The organism is Leisingera sp. McT4-56 (assembly GCF_020514995.1).
GTDB classification, from domain to species: Bacteria; Pseudomonadota; Alphaproteobacteria; order Rhodobacterales; family Rhodobacteraceae; genus Leisingera; species Leisingera aquaemixtae_A.
Genome location: NZ_JAJALF010000004.1, coordinates 139,002 through 156,524, shown reverse-complemented (window position 1 = coordinate 156,524; position 17,523 = coordinate 139,002). Strand labels below are relative to the sequence as shown.

Below are 17,523 nucleotides of genomic sequence, written 5' to 3'. Positions count from 1 at the left end.
CTTCCTTTCAGTCAAATACCGGGAGGCTGGATACCACGGCCAGCGCAATCACGGAATAGGAGGCAAAGCGGTAGAGCTTCTCAAGCTTGGGGTCAAACAGCGCCTTGCCGGTGAGGGTGGTGATCACATAGGGGATGCCCAGCAGGCAGGCCAGGATCACCGCCTTGAGGCTGGCCATGCCGCCAAAGATCAGATTGGCCGCGATCACCACGTCCAGCGCCGCCAGGAACACGATGGTGTTGGCCCGCACCCGCGCAACGTCGCGCACGTTGGCCAGGTAGAAAACGATGATCACCGGCCCGGTGAGGCCGGTCATGCCGCCAACGATGCCGGCCGCACCGCCAATGGCAAACCGCCCCGGCCAGCCCAGCCGGCCCTGCCAGCGCCAGCCGGAGACCACGGCCGCCAGTGTCACGCCGATCACCCCGGCGGCAACCCAGCGCAGGGTCAGCGGGTCCATCTGCGCCATCAGCCACAGCCCGGCCGGAACCGTGACCGCGGCGGCCATGGACAAGGCTCCGACTTCTGCCCTGTCCGCCTTGCTCCAGGCCTGCGGGAACAGGGTGATGGTGGAAAACACCCCCATCAGCACCATCAGGAACACCACATCCGCGGACGGCAGGAACTGGGCGCCGACCGGAACAAAGATCATCGCGGTGCCAAAACCAGTGAAGCCGCGGACAAGGCCCGCGGCTCCAATGGTCAGGAAAAGCCAGAACAGCCCCGGCGTCTGCAGGGCTGCCTGAAACGCCTCAAGCATCGATGTTCGAGAACTGGTTGCCGGTGGTGTTAGACTGCTTCGACCAGTCGCGCTTCACCCCCAGTTTCAAGAGGATGGTGGAGGCAACGAAGACCGACGAATAGGTCCCCACCACAACGCCCCAGATCATCGCAAACACGAAGCCGCGGATCACGTCGCCGCCCAGCACATAGAGCGATATCAGCGCCAGCAGCGTGGTGACAGAGGTCATCATGGTCCGGCTGAGGGTCTCGTTGATGGACAGGTTCAGAACCTCTGCCAGATCCTTCTGCTTGTAGCGGCGCAGGTTCTCGCGCACCCGGTCAAAAACCACCACGGTGTCGTTCAGCGAGTAGCCGACGATGGTCAGAAGGGCGGCAATGATGGCCAGGTCAAAGCGGATCTGCAGTTCCGAGAACACGCCGATGGTCAGCACCACGTCATGCACCAGCGCCGCCACCGCGCCGAGCGCGAACTGCCATTCGAAGCGCAGCCAGATGTAGACCAGCACCGCCGCGATGGCGAGCACGACGGCAATCACCGCGGTCTGGATCAGCTCGCCCGAAACCTTGGGGCCAACAGATTCGACCGAGACGAACTTGATGCCCGGCGCCACTGCGTCCAGCGAGGCCTTCAGCGTTTCGATCATCTCGCCGGAGATCGCCTCGCCGTCGTCCTGCGCCTGGATGCGGATCATGGCGACGTGCTGGTCCTCCTCGAAGGCCGGATCGAACACCTCGGTGATCGACACATCGCCCAGCTGATGCGCCGCCAGCGCGTCGCGGTAGGCACCCACGTCCACGGACTCGGCCGCCTCGGTGCGGATGGTGGTGCCGCCGCGGAAGTCGATGCCGAAGTTCAGCCCTTGGAACAGGAAGGAGGCAAACCCCACCACCATCATCAGCGCGGAGATGCCCAGCCACAGCTTGGCGCGCTTGAAGAAGTCGAATGAGGTTTCCTGGGGAACAAGTCTCAGCCGCATATCACACCTCAATCGTTTTCGGACGGCGCCGTTCGAACCACATGATGATCATCAGGCGGGTGACAAAGATCGCGGTGAAAACCGAGGTCATGATGCCCAGCCCCAGGGTGATCGCAAAGCCACGCACCGGGCCGGAGCCCATGGCGAACAGGATCACCGCGGTGATGAAAGTGGTGATATTGGCGTCAAGGATGGCGCTCAGCGCCTTGGAGTAGCCTTCGTCGATGGCCTTGGCCGGGCCGCGGCCCGCCTTCAGCTCCTCTCGGATGCGCTCGAAGATCAGCACGTTGGCGTCCACCGCCATACCGACCGTCAGCACGATACCGGCGATGCCCGGCAGCGTCAGGGTGCCTCCAATGAGGCTGAGCATGCCGAAGATCAGCGCAATGTTCAGGATCAGTGCCACATTGGCAAACAGCCCGAACAGGCCATAGCTGAGACCCATGAACGCCAGCACCGCGACAAAGGCGACGGCAGTTGCCACCTTGCCCGCGTCGATGCTGTCCTGGCCCAGTTCCGGACCGATGGTGCGCTCTTCCAGGAACTCCAGCCCCGCGGGCAGCGCGCCTGCGCGCAGCAGCACGGCAAGGTTGGTGCTTTCCTCGATGGTGAAGTTGCCGGTGATGATGCCCGAGCCGCCCGGAATGTGCGACTGGATCACCGGAGCGGAGACCACTTCGTCATCGAGCACAATCGCAAAGGGAGAGCCGATGTTCTCGGCGGTGTAGTCGCCGAACCGGCGGGCGCCGGAGGTGTTGAAGCGGAAGGTCACCGCAGGCCGGCCGTTCTGGTCGAACGAGGGCTGCGCATCCACCAGGTCCTCGCCGGTCACAACGGCGGCGGCTTCAACGGTGTAATAGGTGCCTTCTTCATCCAGCGAGGGGATCACCTTATTGCCGACGCCCGGCGCCGCGTCCGCATCGCTGCCGCGGCCCACAACCGGGTTGAAGGTCAGCTGCGCGGTGGTGCCGATGATCGCCTTCAGCTCCGAGGCAGAGCCGATGCCAGGCACCTGGATCAGAATACGGTCGGCGCCCTGGCGCTGGATGGTCGGCTCGCGGGTGCCGACCTCGTCGATGCGGCGGCGCACGATTTCGAGCGACTGGCGCACGGTGCGGTCGTCGGAGGCGAGCTTTTCCGCCTCGCTCAGCTGCACCACCAGGATGTCGCCTTCGGCGGAGACTTCAATGTCGGTTGCGCCGGCGCCGGTCAGGCTGGTCACCGGGTTGGCCAGGCCGCGCACCACTTCCAGCGCGCGGGACATGCCATCCGGTTTGGAAATCTTCAGCCGAATCTGGTCCGCAGGGCCGGGCTGGCGGCGGAAAGTGCCGACAGTGGAGCGCTCGGGCCGCAGCGCATCGCGCACCTCCGGCCACAGCGCATCCATCCGCGCCTCGTAAACGTCGTCAACCTGCACCTCGGCCAAAAGATGCGCGCCGCCCCGCAGGTCGAGGCCCAGGTTCACCAGGCCCGACGGCAGGAAAGACGGCCACTGGCCTGCGGTTTCCAGCCGTTCCGGCGTTTCGCCCTTGGCGATGATATCCGCCGCCGCGTCATTGGCCTGTTCGACGCGGGTGTAAAATCCGTTTGGCAGGGCAAGCAGCAGGCCGGCCGCACAGACCAGCCAGATCAGCACCCTCTTCCAGAGATCGATTTGCAGCATTGCCCTGCCTTTTCAGATAGTTGCGTAGGGCGCTTACGCTGCCGGTTCGGTCTTGTTCAGAACCTGGGCAATGGTCGCCTTGACCACGCGCACCTTGACGCCATCAGCGATCTCGACCTCGACCTCGCCGTCTTCCTTGACCTTGGCAACCTTGCCGATCACGCCGCCCTGGGTCACCACCTGGTCACCGCGGCGCAGGCCGTCCACCATCGCCTGATGCTGTTTCATCTTCTTCTGCTGCGGGCGGATCAGCAGGAAGTACATGATCGCGAAGATCAGGATAAGCGGGAGAAATTGGGCGACTGCGCCACCGTCCATGGGATATTCCTTCTGTAAAAGCAGCGCTGGAGTTAGCGCCGGAAATTTGCAGCGGAACCTATGCGCTGGACCGGGGGTTTGCAAGGGAACGCTGCAGTCCCGGAGGGGCGGATTGCAGGCCGCGGCGGCTGGCCGTGCGGCAGGCGGCTGAAGAAAGCACAGACTCGCCCTGCCGCCGTGCAGAATTAGATTGCAAAACAGCGCGATTCGGCGCTTTGCTTTCCCTTGCGCAAGCCGCCAGGCGCGGGGCGTTTGCCCCCTCTTTCCGGTCCGGATGGCGGCCCGGCCATTCCTGAAAGAAGGAACAGGCGCATGATGATGGTGCGCTGCTATCTCGCCCCCTCGGCCATCGAAGGGCTGGGCGTTTTCTGCCATGACAACATCACCAAGGGGGATATTGTCTGGCGTCATGACAAGATGCTCGACACCACCTTTCCCGAGAGCAAGCTGGACAATGTCGAACCCCACATGAAGGAGTTTCTGGAGCGCTACAGCTTCCCGGATCCCTGCCGCCCGGGCTACCTGATCCTGCAATGCGACGAAGGGCGTTTCCTGAACCACTCCATGTATCCAAACCTCGATTTTTCGGACGGGGTCTGGGGCCGGGCGCTGGCCAGTATTCCGGCAGGCACGGAGCTCACCTTCGACTATGCCGACTTCCTGACCGGCGAGATCCGCATGCAGCCGCCGCGCCACCAGGTGCACATGATGGCGATGGCCGCGGAATGAGAACCAAAGGGCCGGGTCCAGCACCCGGCCTTTTCTATTCCGCTGCCGGCGGGCTGTGGCCGATTCACCCGCTTGCACATAGACCGCCCGCCCCCCTTCCCCTTTGTTCACCCTTGCGTCATAGGATGGGGCTACTGATTCAAACCATCTTGCAACGCTAGGAGAAACTCTCATGCATGACATCCGCGCTATCCGCGAAAATCCTGCCGCATTCGACGCCGCTGTGGCGCGGCGCGGGGATGCGGGCGTGTCATCCGAGATCCTGGCGCTGGATGAGGCGCGCCGGGCCAAGATCCTGGCGGCCGAGACCGCGCAGGCCGAGCAGAACAAGGCCTCCAAAGAAGTTGGCGCCGCCAAGGCCCGCGGCGACGAGGCCGAGTTCGAGCGCCTGCGCGCGCTGGTGGCCGAGAAGAAGGCCGAAGTGGCCGCCATGAACACCGAGGCCAAGGAATTGGACCAGCAGCTGAATGACATGCTGGCCACCATCCCGAACCTGGCGTTCGAGGAGGTGCCGCTGGGCGAGGATGAGGACGACAACGTCGAAATCCGCCGCTGGGGCGAGCCGAAGCCGTTCGACTTCGAGCCCAAGGAGCATTTCGAAATCGAAGGCGTGAAACCGGGCATGGATTTCGAAGTTGCGGCCAAGCTCTCGGGCAGCCGTTTCGTGGTGCTGTCCGGCGCGGTTGCCCGCATCCACCGGGCGCTGGCGCAGTTCATGATCAACACCCATGTGGACGAGAACGGACTGACGGAAACCTGGACCCCGGTGCTGGTGCGCGAAGAGATGATGTACGGCACCGGCCAGCTGCCCAAGTTCGGCGAGGACAGCTACAAGACCACCAACGGCTGGTGGCTGGTGCCGACCGCCGAGGTGACGCTGACCAACATCGTCAACGGCCTGGTGGTCGAGGAAGGCTATCTGCCGCGCCGCTATGTGGCGCACACCCAGTGCTTCCGCTCCGAGGCAGGCTCGGCCGGCAAGGACACCGCCGGCATGCTGCGCCAGCACCAGTTCGAAAAGGTCGAGATGGTCTCGGTCACCCACCCGGACAACAGCCTGGAAGAGCATGAGCGCATGACCCGCTGCGCAGAGGACATTCTGGAGCGCCTGGGCCTGCCCTACCGCACCATCGTGCTGTGCACCGGCGACATGGGCTTTGGCGCCCGCAAGACCCACGACATCGAAGTCTGGGTGCCGGGCCAGAACACCTACCGCGAGATCTCTTCGGTCTCGGTCTGCGGCGATTTCCAGGCCCGCCGGATGAATGCGCGCTTCAAGCCCGCGGATGGCGGCAAGCCGCAGTTCGTGCACACGCTGAACGGCTCCGGCCTGGCCGTCGGCCGCTGCCTGATCGCGGTGCTGGAAAACGGCCAGCAGGCGGATGGCTCAGTCAAACTGCCGGAGGCCCTGGCGCCCTATCTGGGCGGCAAGCTGACCCTGACCGCCGAGGGCAAGCTGGTCTGAGCCTGACCGCATCCCAAAAATCAGAAACCGGCGCCAATTGCGCCGGTTTTCTTTTAACTGCAAAGGCTTGAAGTCACTTCTTCGCCTTCTTCTTTTTCTTCTTTTCAGCGGTATTGCCTTCCAGAATGGCCTTGGCTTTGGCCTTTTCCTTCTCGATGGCCTTCTTCGCCTTGGCCTTGACCTTCTTGGCCTTACGCTTGGCCTTGACCTTGGCTTCGGCAAACTCCTCCGCCAGTTGCGCCGCCTGCCGCTTGGCCTTCTTCGCCTTGGCCTGCGCCTTGGCGGCCTTCTCTTCTGCGGCCAGCCGGGCGGCCTCTGCGGCTGCCAGCCTGGCGTTCAGTTCCTCTTCGCCCGTATCCGCTTCACCCGCATCCGCCGCCACATGCTCCTTGGCAGCTTCCATCAGCAGGTTCGCCCGGCTGGTGCCAACGCCGGGAATGCTGAGCAGCCTCTGCTCTCCGGCCCCCGCCAGTTCCTCAACCGTTTGAATACCGTTTTCCTCTAGCGTCTTTGCCAGTGCCGGCCCCACGCCGTTCAATTGTGATATGGCCGTCATCCAGAAAACCGCCTCCTTACTTCATTCTTTTCAATCACTTGACGCGCAATCATTACAGGAAAACCTCAGGCCGGAAAGGGCACCAGGCATTTTTTGTCCTCGTCCCACAGTTTCAGCGTCAGCGCCCGGACCGCCTCGGGAAACTTGATCCGGCGCAGCCCCAGTTCCGGCGGCAGGCTGTAGTGGCACTGCCGCAGCCGGTAGGATGGAATGCGCGCGTTGTAATGGTGGATGTCATGCAGGGTGATGTTGGCGACAGCCATGTCGAAGAACCAGCCGAAGTCGAGGCAGGACGACCCCTGCAGCGCCGCCACCTGCGGGTTCAGCTCCGGCCGGCGGTCCCAGTAGGTGTCTTCGAAATTGTGCTGCAGGTAGACAAGAAACACTCCGATCATGCCGCCCAGGAAGGAAAACACCAGCCAGACCCAGATACCGGTCATCCCTCCGGCCCAGTATAGCAGCCCCAGCATAACCACGATCACCAGATTATGCAGGACCACGCCGGCAGCGCCGAAGCGCACCGTGTTCTTGGGCCACCGGTAGCGGATGAAATAGGTGAAAGCCGAACCCAGCGGCACCAGCACAAACGGGTTGCGGTAGAGCCGGTAGCCCAGCCGCTCCCAGAAACCGGCGGCTTTCCATTCCCGCACCGTCATGGTGTGGATTTCGCCGGTCTCTCGGTGCTCCAGATTGCCGATATTGGAGTGATGCAGGTTGTGGTTCTGCTTCATCACCTCAAACGGTGCAAAGGTGAAGGGAGACAGCACATGGCCGGCAATCTCGTTCTGCAGGCGTGTCTCAAACAGCGAGTGGTGGCCGGTGTCATGCTGCAGCACGTAAAGGCGCACCGCAGCGAAGGCAAAGACCACGCCGGCGGGCAGCATCACATACCAGCGGTCCGCGTGGGCGATGGCCAGATAGAGCGACAGGAAGTAAACCGCAAATGTTCCGAAATAGCTGAGCGATGCCAGCCGGTTGTCTTTTTCGGTGAACTTGCGCGTGTGTGCCCTCAGATCCATGAATTCTTCCATAAATACGCGATGTGACAGGCATGCGAAGAAAGGCGCAGCCCGCCCAACATATACCTCAGATAATTCCGGCCTGGCCAAAGGCAAGGCGGCGGCGGCCAGGCACCTCAACCCTAGGGATACCACCCTGCCACTCTTGATGGAATAGGCCCGTTGCGGTCAGCACCGCGCGGCAAAAGCCCGCCGGATTTGCGGCGGCAGGGCTGGGCGCTACAGAAAAGCGCCGCCCCTTGGGGCGGCGCCAGGCCCAACGGGCCAAGGTATTCTCTGAATGCCGCGTGGCCGGGCGGGAGTATCCGCCCCTGGCCGGTCAGCTGCCGCGTTTTTTCAGGTGTTTTTCCAGCGCGCCTGCGTTCTTGGCCCGCTTGCCCTTGTAGGGGTTCTTGTCGCCCTGCCCGCGCATATAAAGGCGGATCGGGGTGCCGGGCATGTCGAAATCCTCGCGCAACCCGTTGACCAGATAGCGGGTATAGCTTTCCGGCAGCTTGTCGGGGTGCGAGCACATCACCACGAATCCCGGCGGTCGGCTCTTGGCCTGGGTCATGTAGCGCAGCTTGATCCGCTTGCCCTGCGGTGCTGGCGGCGGGTGCTGTTCCAGCATGCCAACCAGCCAGCGGTTCAGCGCCGCGGTCGGCACCCGCCGGTTCCAGGTGCCATAGGCCCGCATGATCGCCTCATGCAGCCGGTCCAGCCCCTTGCCGGTCTTGGCGGACACTGTTACCAGCGGCGCGCCGCGCAGTTGCGGCAGCAGGCGGCCGAAGGCTTCCTTGAGGTCGCGCAGCTTTTCCTGCTTGTGCTCCTCGGCGTCCCATTTGTTGACCGCCACCACAACCGCACGCCCCTCGCGCTCGGCCAGGTCGGCAATCCGCAGGTCCTGCTGTTCAAACGGGATGCTGGCATCCAGCAGCACCACCACAACCTCGGCGAATTTCACTGCGCGCAGACCGTCGGAGACAGAGAGCTTCTCCAGCTTCTCCTGCACCTTGGCCTTCTTGCGCATGCCGGCGGTATCGAACACCCGCATCGGCGTGTCTTTCCAGTTGATCTTGAGCGAGATCGCATCGCGGGTGATCCCGGCCTCAGGCCCGGTCAGCAGCCGCTCTTCGCCCAGAATCTTGTTGATCAGGGTGGATTTACCGGCGTTCGGGCGGCCTACAACGGCGACTTGCAAAGGCTTGGCATCGGTCGGGACCGGAATGATCTCTTCCTCGTCCTCGCCGATCTCTTCATAGACCTCGACATCGGTGACCGGCGCATGCTCTTCGACCGCGGCTTCGAATTTCTCCGCCAGCGGCTGCAGGATGCCGTAGAGGTCGGGCATCCCCTCGCCGTGCTCGCCGGACAGCCGCAGCGGCTCGCCCAGGCCGAGACCGTAGGCTTCCAGCACGCCGGCCTCGGCGGCATTGCCCTCGGCCTTGTTGGCGGCCAGGATCACGTGCGCGGACTTGCGGCGCAGGATGTCGGCAAAGATCTCGTCGGTCGGGGTGACGCCGGTTCGGGCGTCGATCATGAACAGGCAGATGTCGGCCATGTCCACCGCCCGCTCGGTCAGGCGGCGCATGCGGCCTTCCAGCGAGTTGTCGGTGGCGTCCTCCAGACCCGCGGTGTCAATCACTGTGAAGCGCAGATCGCCCAGCCGCGCCGCGCCTTCGCGCAGGTCGCGCGTCACACCCGGCTGGTCGTCGACCAGGGCCAGCTTCTTGCCCACAAGGCGGTTGAACAGGGTGGACTTGCCCACATTGGGACGGCCCACAATGGCGAGGGTAAAGGACATCAGACCAGCTTTCTGCGATTCAGACGCGGCTCATAGCGCATCCGCGCGGCTTGTGCCACCCGGAAACACTTTCAGGGCCCTTGACCCTAGCGGTAGGCCAGCAAATCGCCCTTGGTGGAAACCACATACAGCGTGCGCCCGGCGACGACCGGCGCCGTGGTCGCACCGCCGGGCACCTCCACCGTGCGGGCCAGGCTGCCGTCCTGCGGGTTGAAGAAACGCAACAGCCCGTCGCTGGAGGCGACAACCACCTGCCCGCCGGCCAGCACCGGGCCGTGATGGACGTGGATCTGGCCGCGCTTCCTGGGCTTGTCCTTGAGGTAGCCGGGCAGGTCCACCGCCCATATCACCTCGCCGCTGCCGGCATCCAGGCGCAGCAGCTGGTTCAGATCGCTGACCTGGAACAGGCTGCCGCCCGCAGGCCAGGCCGTGCCCGCCGCGCCCTCGCGCGCAGTCCACAGCCGGTCGCCGGTTTCCAGGTCGATCGCCACGGTGCGGCCGGAGTTGTTGCCCGCGTAAAGGCGCCCGCCCGACACCACCGGCGCGCCGGTCACATCGCCGATCCGCGACAGGGTCCGGCCGGTGCGCTGGCCAGCAACAGAGGCGCTCCAGCGGCGCAGGCCGCCGCGGCGGAAGGTTGCAATCAGGTCGCCGGAGCCAAAGGCAAAGACCGCCAGATCGTTTGTCACCACCGGCGCTGGCGCGCCCAGGACATTGGCCGGCGACGGCGAAGCTTCGATCTGCCAGGCAATGCGGCCGTCTTTGGCGTTTACCGCCCAGCCGGTGTCGTCGCCCGCAACCAGATAAACCAGCCCGCCGCTCACGCGCGGCTGGCCGGAGCCGGTGGCGCCCAGTTCCTGCCGCCAGATCTGGCTGCCGTCCGCTGCATTCAGCGCCGTCAGCACGCCAAAGCCGGAGGAGATATAGAGAACGCCGTCGTTATAGGCCAAACCGCCGCCGGTGGCCTGGCCCTCGTCATCGGTGGCCGGGATCAGTTCGCTTTGCCACAGGACCTGGCCCTGCGGCGAAACCGCGGAAACCCGCGCGGCACTGTCCAGCGTGTAGACGCGCCCGCCGCCGACAACCGGGGTTGCAGTGATCCGCTGGCGGCGGCTGTCGCCGGCGCCGATCGAAGCGGACCAGATGCGCTGCGGCGCGGCGGCCAGCGCCGGGTGCGCGGTGCGGCCCGCCTCGGCGCCATGGCCCTGTTCCCAGTTCGCATTGGCAACCTGCTGCGGCAGGGAAATCGGGCGGGACTGGTTCACGATCTCCACTTCGGCGTCGGGCCGGATGTCCTCGCGCTCGCCGCGCAGGATGACCTCCGGCTCAGCGCAGGCCGCCAGCACAGCCGCGGCTGCAGTTGTGCAAAGAAGAACCCGTGCCCGGGAGAAAGTATTGTTTATTGTCATTGCCCTGCCCTGTCTGCCGTTATCGTTCCGCAAGTTCCCATCCGCGGAGCGCCTTACCCCTCAGGCGCGGCATCCCCGTCCAGGGATCCGCCGAGCGCCACAATCACCTGAGACGCGCGGTCTTTCAAGTCTGCACTGACAGTTGCGTCCGCAACGATGTCCCGCAAACGGGCAATTGCCGCCTCGCTGTTGCCTTCTTCGACGTCCAGCAGCGCCAGTTGTTCAGATGCCAGCAGTGCCAGCGGCGCGCCGGGCTGGGCCAGCGCCTCGTACTGAAGGCGGCGGTCCGCGGCGCTGAGCGTCCCGGTCTGCAGCGCCAGCACCTTGAAGCTGGCAATATGGCGGTAGATCAGCGGCAGCTCGCCATTGACGGCAACGGCCTCCAGCCGGGCCACAGCCTCAGCGGTCTTGCCGGCCTCGGCCAATGCGCCCGCTTCCAGCATCTTGGCAATGGCCGCGCCGCCGGCGCCTTCGGCGGACACAGCCGCCAGCGCCTCGGCCTGCTTTTCGCTGCCGTCGGTTTCCAGCGCCGCGGTGATCGCGTCGCCCAGGGCCTCGGCAGCGGCCTGCTCCTGCGCTTTGCTGTATTCGCGGAACGCTGCGCCGCCGACGATCAGCGCCACAGCCACGCCGCCGATCCAGCCATAGCGTTTCAGCATCAGGAAAAGCCGGTCGCGGCGGACCTCTTCGGTCACTTCGTCGATAAAGCTGTCGGTATCGCTCATGAAAAGCCCCTGATATGCGCGGCGCGGGCTTCCGCCGGTGCCGGTATTGAATGCGTCGCGCCCCTCTTACCCCGGCTCAAAGGCCAAGCCAAGTGGCCCGTTTGCACCAGAAACACATGCATTCAGGGCAGAAAAGCAAGAAATGTGAACTAAACCACTTAGTTTAGAATGGACATATCCTATATCAGGCCTATCACATACGCGCGACTCCGCTGTGAACAGGACCGGCCGGCCGACGGACAAGGGTATTGTGCACGTGGAAAAGACAGAGAACAGGAAAGGCCCGACATGCGCATTGTACCGATACTGACCGCAGTGGCGGTGACAGCCAGCCTTTATATGGTGGTTATCGAGCGCGACGATCTGATGGCCTTTGCCCGCGGCGAGGATGCGTCGGAAGCTGCCGAGGCAGGCGCCGCGCCCGCCAGTGGAGAAGAACTGGCCCAGACTGAAGAAGCACGGGTCGGCGTGGTGGCCATTCAAAGCAAGGCGCGCACCATCGGCAACGCGGTGATCCTGCGCGGCCAGACCCAGGCCATCCGCCAGGTGGAGGTGCGGGCCGAAACCACCTCGACCGTGATTTCCGAACCGCTGCGAAAGGGCGCCCATGTCAAGAAGGGCGACCTGCTGTGCGAACTGGATCCCGGCACCCGCAACGCCTCGCTGCTGCAGGCGCAGGCGCAGCTGAAGGAAGCCAAGATCAACCTTACCGCCGCCGCCAAACTGTCGGAAGGCGGTTATGCTTCTGAAACCCGCCTGGCGGCTGCCGAGGCTGCGGAGCGGTCCGCGCAGGCCGCAGTGGCGGCCGCGGAACGGGAAATCGGGCATCTGACCATCACCGCGCCGTTTGACGGGCTTCTGGAGAGCGACACCGCGGAACTCGGCAGCCTGCTGCAGCCCGGCAGCCTGTGCGGCACGGTGATCCAGCTCAATACCATCAAGCTGGTCGGCTATGTGCCGGAGGCCGAGGTCAACAAGGTCGCCCTGGGTGCCATTGCGCAGGCGGAACTGTCCACCGGCCAGCAGGTCCAGGGCGAGGTGACCTTCCTCAGCCGGTCTGCCGACCCCACCACCCGCACCTTCGAGGTGGAGATCACGGTGCCGAACCCGGATCTCAGCATCCGCGACGGCCAGACGGCGGACATCGCCATTTCCTCGGCCGGCGCGCTGGCGCACCGGCTGCCGCAATCGGCGCTGACCCTGAACAACGAGGGCCGGCTGGGCGTGCGCGTTGTCGGTTCCGACAGCACCGTGGTATTCTACCCCGTGCAGCTTCTGCGGGATGAGGCGGACGGCGTCTGGCTGGGCGGCCTGCCCGAAACCGCGGATGTGATCGTGGTGGGACAGGATTTCGTGACCGAAGGCGTCGCCGTGGCGGCCACCTACCGGGAGACTGAACAGTGATTGGCATCGTCGATTGGGCCGCCGGCCGCGCCCGGATGGTCCTCGCCTTCATCGCAATTTCGCTGCTTGTCGGCGGCTTCGCCTATTCGATGCTGCCCAAGGAGGGCGAGCCGGACATCGAGATTCCGGCCCTCTTCATCTCTGTCCCCTTCCCCGGCATCTCCGCCGAGGACGCCGAATCCCTGATGGTCAAGGTGATGGAGACCGAGCTTGCCGACCTCGACGGTCTCGACAAGATGACCTCCACCGCCGCCGAAGGCTATGCCGGGGTGGCGCTGGAGTTCGAATTCGGCTGGGACAAGACCGCCATCATGGCCGACGTGCGCGACGCCATGGACAAGGCCGAGGCCGAATTCCCGGAAGGCGCCGAGAAATACTCGATCACCGAGATCAACTTTTCCGAATTCCCAATCGTCATCGTGAACCTGACCGGCGCCGTGCCGGAACGGACAATGGCGCGTATCGCCAAGGACCTGCAGGACGACCTTGAGGCACTGGATGCGGTTCTGGAGGCCGGCATCGCCGGCAACCGCGACGAAATGGTTGAAGTGCTGATCGACCCCTTGCGGCTGGAAGCCTACAACGTCACAGCACTTGAGCTGATCAATGTCGTGCAGAACAACAACCAGCTGATTGCGGCCGGTGAGGTCGAAACCAGCCAGGGCGCGTTCTCGGTCAAGATCCCTTCCTCCTTTGACGATGTGAAGGACATCTACCAGCTGCCGGTCAAGACCAACGGAGACCGGGTGGTCAAGCTGGGCGAGCTGGCACAGATCAACTTCACCTTCGAGGACCGCGAGGGCACCGCCCGCTTCAACGGCGAAGACACAGTTGCCCTGCAGGTGGTGAAGCGCAAGGGCTACAACCTGATCGACACCGTGAACCTGGTGAAAGAGACACTGGAGGTGTCCAAGTCCAAATGGCCCGCGGAACTGCAGGCCGCGGTCGAGGTCGGCACCTCCAACGACCAGAGCCGCGTGGTGGGCTCCATGGTCAGCCAGCTGGAAGGCTCGGTCCTGACCGCCATTGCGCTGGTGATGATCGTTGTTCTGTCGGCGCTCGGCAGCCGGGCGGCGCTGCTGGTGGGTTTTGCGATCCCGACATCGTTCCTTCTGTGTTTCGCGCTGCTGGCGCTGATGGGCATCTCGATCTCCAACATCGTGATGTTCGGCCTGATCCTCGCCGTGGGGATGCTGGTCGATGGCGCCATCGTGGTGGTGGAATACGCCGACAAGCGGATCAAGGAAGGCACCGGCCCGATGCACGCCTATGTCGAGGCGGCGCAGCGGATGTTCTGGCCGATCGTGTCGTCGACTGCGACCACGCTCTGCGCCTTCCTGCCGATGCTGTTCTGGCCCGGCGTCCCGGGTGAATTCATGGGCATGCTGCCGGTCACCCTGATCTTCGTGCTGTCGGCCTCGCTGGTGGTGGCGCTGATCTACCTGCCCGTCATGGGCGGCGTCACCGGCCGCATCAGCCGCACCTTCGAAGGCGCCTCGCGCGCGCTGCGGATGATTGCGCCGTGGTGGCTGCGTGCGGTGCTGGTGCCGGTCTCCATGTGGGGCATGTTCGCGGGCGCCATGCAGATGCTGAACCCCTCCTACCTGCTGGCAGAGGGCACCGCCCCGATGGCGGGCGTGTTGTTCGGCGGGCTGGTCTTTACCCTTGCCTCCTTTGCGGCCTCGATCACGCTCAGCTCGGTCAAGGCCGTGCGCGAGGAGCAGGAAGTCGCCCCCGGCTACCACCACACCCCGTTCGGCCATGTGATCAAGTTCATCGCGGGCAACCCGGTGATGCCGGTGGTGACCATTGCCGCCGTGGGCTTTGCCATCATGACCGTCTTCTCGATGTTCAGCGAAAACAACTACGGCGTCGAATTCTTCGTCGACTCGGAACCGGAACAGGCCACCGCCTATATCCGCGCCCGCGGCAACATTTCGCTGCAGGAAAAGGACGAGATGGTGCGCGCGGCCGAGGAGGTCATCCTGGACCACCACGCGGTGATCAATGTGTTCTCCTTTGCCGGCGACGGCGGCCTCAACACCGACAGTTCCGGCGCGCAGCTGCCGCCGGACACTATCGGCCAAGTCCAGTTCGAAATCATCCCGTGGGAGGAGCGCCCCACCGAGAGCGAGCCGCTAAACGGCTGGTTCGGCGGGCTGCTGAGCAAGTACCTCGGCTTTGAGAAGAAGGTGATCGCCGAGGAATACGACGGCAACACCGTGATTGACGAGCTGAACGCAATTCTCGGCAAGCTGCCCGGTTTCGAGGTCGAGGTCCGCGCTCTGGCGCAAGGCCCCGCCTCCGGCAAGCCGGTGCATCTGCGCCTGCGCGGCGACGGCTGGGAGGATCTGACAACCGCGACCCTTGCCGCGCGGGAGCAGTTCGAAAACACACCCGGCCTGATCCTGATCGAGGACAGCTTGCCGCTGCCCGGTATCGACTGGCAGATCAACGTCGATGTCGAGAAGGCCGGCCGCTACGGCGCCGATGTGGCGACCGTGGGCGCGATGGTGCAGCTGGTCACCCGCGGCATCCTCTTGGATACCATGCGGGTCGACAGCTCCGACGAGGAGATCGAGATCCGCGTCCGTCTGCCGGAACAGGACCGGGTGCTGTCGACACTCGACAATCTCAAGGTCCGCACTTCGGACGGGCTGGTGCCTCTGTCGAACTTCGTGACCCGCCAGCCGGTGCCGAAGCTCGCCCAGATCAACCGCATCGGCCAGGAACGCTTCTATGACGTCAAGGCCGACGTGGAGCCGGGTCTGAACAAGGTGCTGATCGAGGATGCGGACAGCGGGGAAATGACCCGCCTCGCCCTGCTGAAGGAAGTCCCGGAAGGCACTGAGGCGAACGGAGAAACCCTCACCGCACCGAACGGCCGCGTGATGCAGCTGGCCGCGCTCACCGGCGCCGAGAGCTTTGACGCGGTGCGGGCTGCGCTGGACAATGGCGCCAAGATCAGCCCGGTGAACCCGAACGAGCGGATTGCCGTCCTCACCGAATGGCTGGAGAGCGACCCGCTGCCGCGCAGCATCAGCTGGGAATGGACCGGCGACCAGGAGGAGCAGGAGGAATCCGGCGCCTTCCTGTCCAAGGCCTTTGCCGGCGCGCTGGCGCTGATGTTCGTCATCCTGCTGGCCCAGTTCAACAGTTTCTACAACTCGGTGCTGGTTCTGCTGGCGGTGGTGCTGTCCACCACTGGCGTGCTGATCGGCATGATGGTGATGCAGCAGCCGTTCTCGATCATCATGACCGGCACCGGCATCGTGGCGCTGGCGGGCATCGTGGTGAACAACAACATCGTGCTGATCGACACCTATCAGGAGTTCAGCCAACAGATGCCGCGGATCGAGGCGATCATCCGCACCGCCGAGGCGCGTATCCGCCCGGTGCTGCTGACCACCATCACCACGATGGCCGGCCTCACCCCGATGATGTTCGGCGTCAGCCTGGACTTCATCAACGGCGGCTACTCCATCGACAGCCCCACCGCGCTGTGGTGGAAACAGCTGGCAACCGCCGTGGTCTTTGGCCTGGGCATCGCCACCGTGCTGACCCTGGTGGTGACACCCTCGCTCTTGTCGATCCGGGTCTGGTTCTCCACCTACATGCGGGCCCTGGGCCGGATGCTGTCGCGGATCACCCGCGGCCGCTCCAGCCGCATCGCGCAGGATTCCAAGCTGTTCAAGAAAGCGCGGCAGCTGCCGACCACCGAAATCCAATGGGTCGAAGACGAGACGCCGGAGAGCGGTGAAACCGAAGCCGATGAGGACGAGCCGCAACCGCCCGCCCCGCGCGGCAGGCTGCGTGCCGCAGAATAGGCCGGCCAACAAAAAAGCCCCGCATTGGCGGGGCTTTTTCTTTGCGGCTGGCCGGATCACCCGGCGGCCTGCAGGATCAGTCGATAAAAGAGTATTCGCCCAGCTCACACAGGTCGAGCCCGTAGTCCTCTGCCTCAGAACCGTCGGCAAAGCCGCCGCGGATGTCATAGACGCAGGTGGTTGCGCCGTCCGCAATCAGCACGCCGACCTCATATCCGGATTCCAGAACACCGCCATCCAGCAGGTTCTCTTCCCAATTCCCGGAAGAGGCAGGCGACACATTGAATTCAACCAGATTGGCGCTGCTTTCATTGACCAGCAGGAACTCGAGATCCTCTGCAAAAGCCGGTGCCTGAACAGCCAGCAATGCAACTGCAGCAGCGGCGGCGGTGAAAATGGTTTTCATAGTCTTATCCTTATGTGCGGGCCAGCCGGCGCCAATGCCGCTACGCCCCTGAGCGGGCGTACTACAAGTATCGCGCTCTGCCTTGCAATGGGAATGCAATCGGCGTTTTCCTCTGCTGCCCATCCGCACGCAGCAGTCCTGCGCCTTTCTTGCCGGAAGTTCTGGTTCGGATACCAACCGGCCGGCCGGACGCAGCCCCGCTGCGCCGAGCAGGCAGCGGTTTTTGCGCGGTTTAATCCATCGCATTTTAGGTTTACCGCCCTCGGCACCCCCTTCCCGACCCGCACGCAACTTTAGCGCATTACTCATTGTTTTTATTTGTCTTTTCAGTCCACCACTCGAATTTCGAAAAATTAAATACTGGCAGGATTCACTCATCTTTTCCCCCAAAAGCGGCAGAGGCCCTGAGAAACTGACGCATCCGGCGCGGCCCGGTTTTTGCCCCCTCCGGACGCTGCCGGCCCAAGCCCGGCAGCGTTCACAGAATGTTATTTCTTG

General features: G+C 64.1%; 14 protein-coding genes. 4 read left to right on the top strand and 10 right to left on the bottom strand.

The features are described 5' to 3' along the window. Positions 1-7: 7 nt before the first annotated feature. From LHL23_RS07740 to yajC, 4 genes are read right to left on the bottom strand one after another with little or no spacing between them, the layout of a single operon-like run. Positions 8-760, bottom strand: a complete 753-nt coding sequence (locus LHL23_RS07740; RefSeq protein WP_226429408.1) for a TSUP family transporter — start codon at positions 758-760, stop codon at positions 8-10. Then, complete coding sequence (secF, locus tag LHL23_RS07735) at positions 753-1,721, bottom strand: protein translocase subunit SecF (RefSeq protein ID WP_226429407.1); 969 nt, start codon at positions 1,719-1,721, stop codon at positions 753-755. Before secF ends, LHL23_RS07740 begins: the two co-directional genes overlap by 8 nt. Position 1,722: 1 nt before the next feature. After that, positions 1,723-3,384 carry a protein translocase subunit SecD gene (gene secD / locus LHL23_RS07730; RefSeq protein WP_222476034.1) on the bottom strand — a complete coding sequence of 554 codons (1,662 nt, stop codon included), beginning with the start codon at positions 3,382-3,384 and terminating at the stop codon, positions 1,723-1,725. A gap of 33 nt (positions 3,385-3,417) precedes the next feature. Beyond that, positions 3,418-3,702 carry a preprotein translocase subunit YajC gene (gene yajC / locus LHL23_RS07725; RefSeq protein ID WP_222476035.1) on the bottom strand — a complete coding sequence of 95 codons (285 nt, stop codon included), beginning with the start codon at positions 3,700-3,702 and terminating at the stop codon, positions 3,418-3,420. A 312-nt stretch (positions 3,703-4,014) separates the two neighbouring features. Here yajC and LHL23_RS07720 point away from each other — a divergent pair, with 312 nt between their 5' ends. Then, positions 4,015-4,431 carry an SET domain-containing protein gene (locus LHL23_RS07720; RefSeq protein WP_226429406.1) on the top strand — a complete coding sequence of 139 codons (417 nt, stop codon included), beginning with the start codon at positions 4,015-4,017 and terminating at the stop codon, positions 4,429-4,431. Between the two features lie 172 nt (positions 4,432-4,603). After that, positions 4,604-5,896, top strand: coding sequence for a serine--tRNA ligase (gene serS / locus LHL23_RS07715; protein WP_222476039.1), 1,293 nt, complete (start codon positions 4,604-4,606; stop codon positions 5,894-5,896). A gap of 73 nt (positions 5,897-5,969) precedes the next feature. Here the strand turns inward: serS and LHL23_RS07710 are convergent, their stop codons facing one another. The 5 genes from LHL23_RS07710 to LHL23_RS07690 all read right to left on the bottom strand — a co-directional run bounded on the left by LHL23_RS07710 (position 5,970) and on the right by LHL23_RS07690 (position 11,388). Beyond that, positions 5,970-6,452, bottom strand: coding sequence for a helix-hairpin-helix domain-containing protein (locus tag LHL23_RS07710; protein ID WP_226429405.1), 483 nt, complete (start codon positions 6,450-6,452; stop codon positions 5,970-5,972). Between the two features lie 65 nt (positions 6,453-6,517). Beyond that, the gene (locus LHL23_RS07705; RefSeq protein ID WP_226429404.1) at positions 6,518-7,471 is read right to left on the bottom strand and encodes a fatty acid desaturase; all 954 of its coding nucleotides are present in this window, start codon (positions 7,469-7,471) and stop codon (positions 6,518-6,520) included. A gap of 319 nt (positions 7,472-7,790) precedes the next feature. After that, the gene (gene der / locus LHL23_RS07700; protein WP_226429403.1) at positions 7,791-9,254 is read right to left on the bottom strand and encodes a ribosome biogenesis GTPase Der; all 1,464 of its coding nucleotides are present in this window, start codon (positions 9,252-9,254) and stop codon (positions 7,791-7,793) included. Between the two features lie 86 nt (positions 9,255-9,340). Further along, positions 9,341-10,663: a PQQ-like beta-propeller repeat protein gene (locus tag LHL23_RS07695; protein ID WP_226429402.1), complete on the bottom strand. Its 1,323-nt coding sequence runs from the start codon at positions 10,661-10,663 to the stop codon at positions 9,341-9,343. A gap of 53 nt (positions 10,664-10,716) precedes the next feature. Beyond that, the gene (locus tag LHL23_RS07690; RefSeq protein WP_226429401.1) at positions 10,717-11,388 is read right to left on the bottom strand and encodes a hypothetical protein; all 672 of its coding nucleotides are present in this window, start codon (positions 11,386-11,388) and stop codon (positions 10,717-10,719) included. A 288-nt stretch (positions 11,389-11,676) separates the two neighbouring features. Here LHL23_RS07690 and LHL23_RS07685 point away from each other — a divergent pair, with 288 nt between their 5' ends. Together LHL23_RS07685 and LHL23_RS07680 are read left to right on the top strand one after the other, a co-directional pair. Next, positions 11,677-12,792 (top strand): efflux RND transporter periplasmic adaptor subunit, encoded by a 1,116-nt coding sequence (locus tag LHL23_RS07685; protein ID WP_226429400.1) that lies wholly within the window; start codon positions 11,677-11,679, stop codon positions 12,790-12,792. Then, entirely contained in the window at positions 12,789-16,619 is a 3,831-nt protein-coding gene (locus LHL23_RS07680) for an efflux RND transporter permease subunit (RefSeq protein WP_226429399.1), read from the top strand. The genes LHL23_RS07685 and LHL23_RS07680 overlap by 4 nt, the downstream gene beginning before the upstream one ends. Before the next feature lie 76 nt (positions 16,620-16,695). Here LHL23_RS07680 and LHL23_RS07675 read toward each other — a convergent pair whose 3' ends face one another. Continuing rightward, positions 16,696-17,403 (bottom strand): hypothetical protein, encoded by a 708-nt coding sequence (locus LHL23_RS07675; RefSeq protein WP_226429398.1) that lies wholly within the window; start codon positions 17,401-17,403, stop codon positions 16,696-16,698. Between the last annotated feature and the right edge of the window lie 120 nt (positions 17,404-17,523).

Excerpts from the sequence above, each read along its gene's own strand:
- LHL23_RS07740 (WP_226429408.1), bottom strand. The coding sequence starts at position 760 with ATGCTTGAGGCGTTTCAGGCAGCCCTGCAGACGCCGGGGCTGTTCTGG.
- secF (WP_226429407.1), bottom strand. The coding sequence starts at position 1,721 with ATGCGGCTGAGACTTGTTCCCCAGGAAACCTCATTCGACTTCTTCAAG.
- secD (WP_222476034.1), bottom strand. The coding sequence starts at position 3,384 with ATGCTGCAAATCGATCTCTGGAAGAGGGTGCTGATCTGGCTGGTCTGT.
- yajC (WP_222476035.1), bottom strand. The coding sequence starts at position 3,702 with ATGGACGGTGGCGCAGTCGCCCAATTTCTCCCGCTTATCCTGATCTTC.
- LHL23_RS07720 (WP_226429406.1), top strand. The coding sequence starts at position 4,015 with ATGATGATGGTGCGCTGCTATCTCGCCCCCTCGGCCATCGAAGGGCTG.
- serS (WP_222476039.1), top strand. The coding sequence starts at position 4,604 with ATGCATGACATCCGCGCTATCCGCGAAAATCCTGCCGCATTCGACGCC.
- LHL23_RS07710 (WP_226429405.1), bottom strand. The coding sequence starts at position 6,452 with ATGACGGCCATATCACAATTGAACGGCGTGGGGCCGGCACTGGCAAAG.
- LHL23_RS07705 (WP_226429404.1), bottom strand. The coding sequence starts at position 7,471 with ATGGATCTGAGGGCACACACGCGCAAGTTCACCGAAAAAGACAACCGG.
- der (WP_226429403.1), bottom strand. The coding sequence starts at position 9,254 with ATGTCCTTTACCCTCGCCATTGTGGGCCGTCCCAATGTGGGCAAGTCC.
- LHL23_RS07695 (WP_226429402.1), bottom strand. The coding sequence starts at position 10,663 with ATGACAATAAACAATACTTTCTCCCGGGCACGGGTTCTTCTTTGCACA.
- LHL23_RS07690 (WP_226429401.1), bottom strand. The coding sequence starts at position 11,388 with ATGAGCGATACCGACAGCTTTATCGACGAAGTGACCGAAGAGGTCCGC.
- LHL23_RS07685 (WP_226429400.1), top strand. The coding sequence starts at position 11,677 with ATGCGCATTGTACCGATACTGACCGCAGTGGCGGTGACAGCCAGCCTT.
- LHL23_RS07675 (WP_226429398.1), bottom strand. The coding sequence starts at position 17,403 with ATGAGTGAATCCTGCCAGTATTTAATTTTTCGAAATTCGAGTGGTGGA.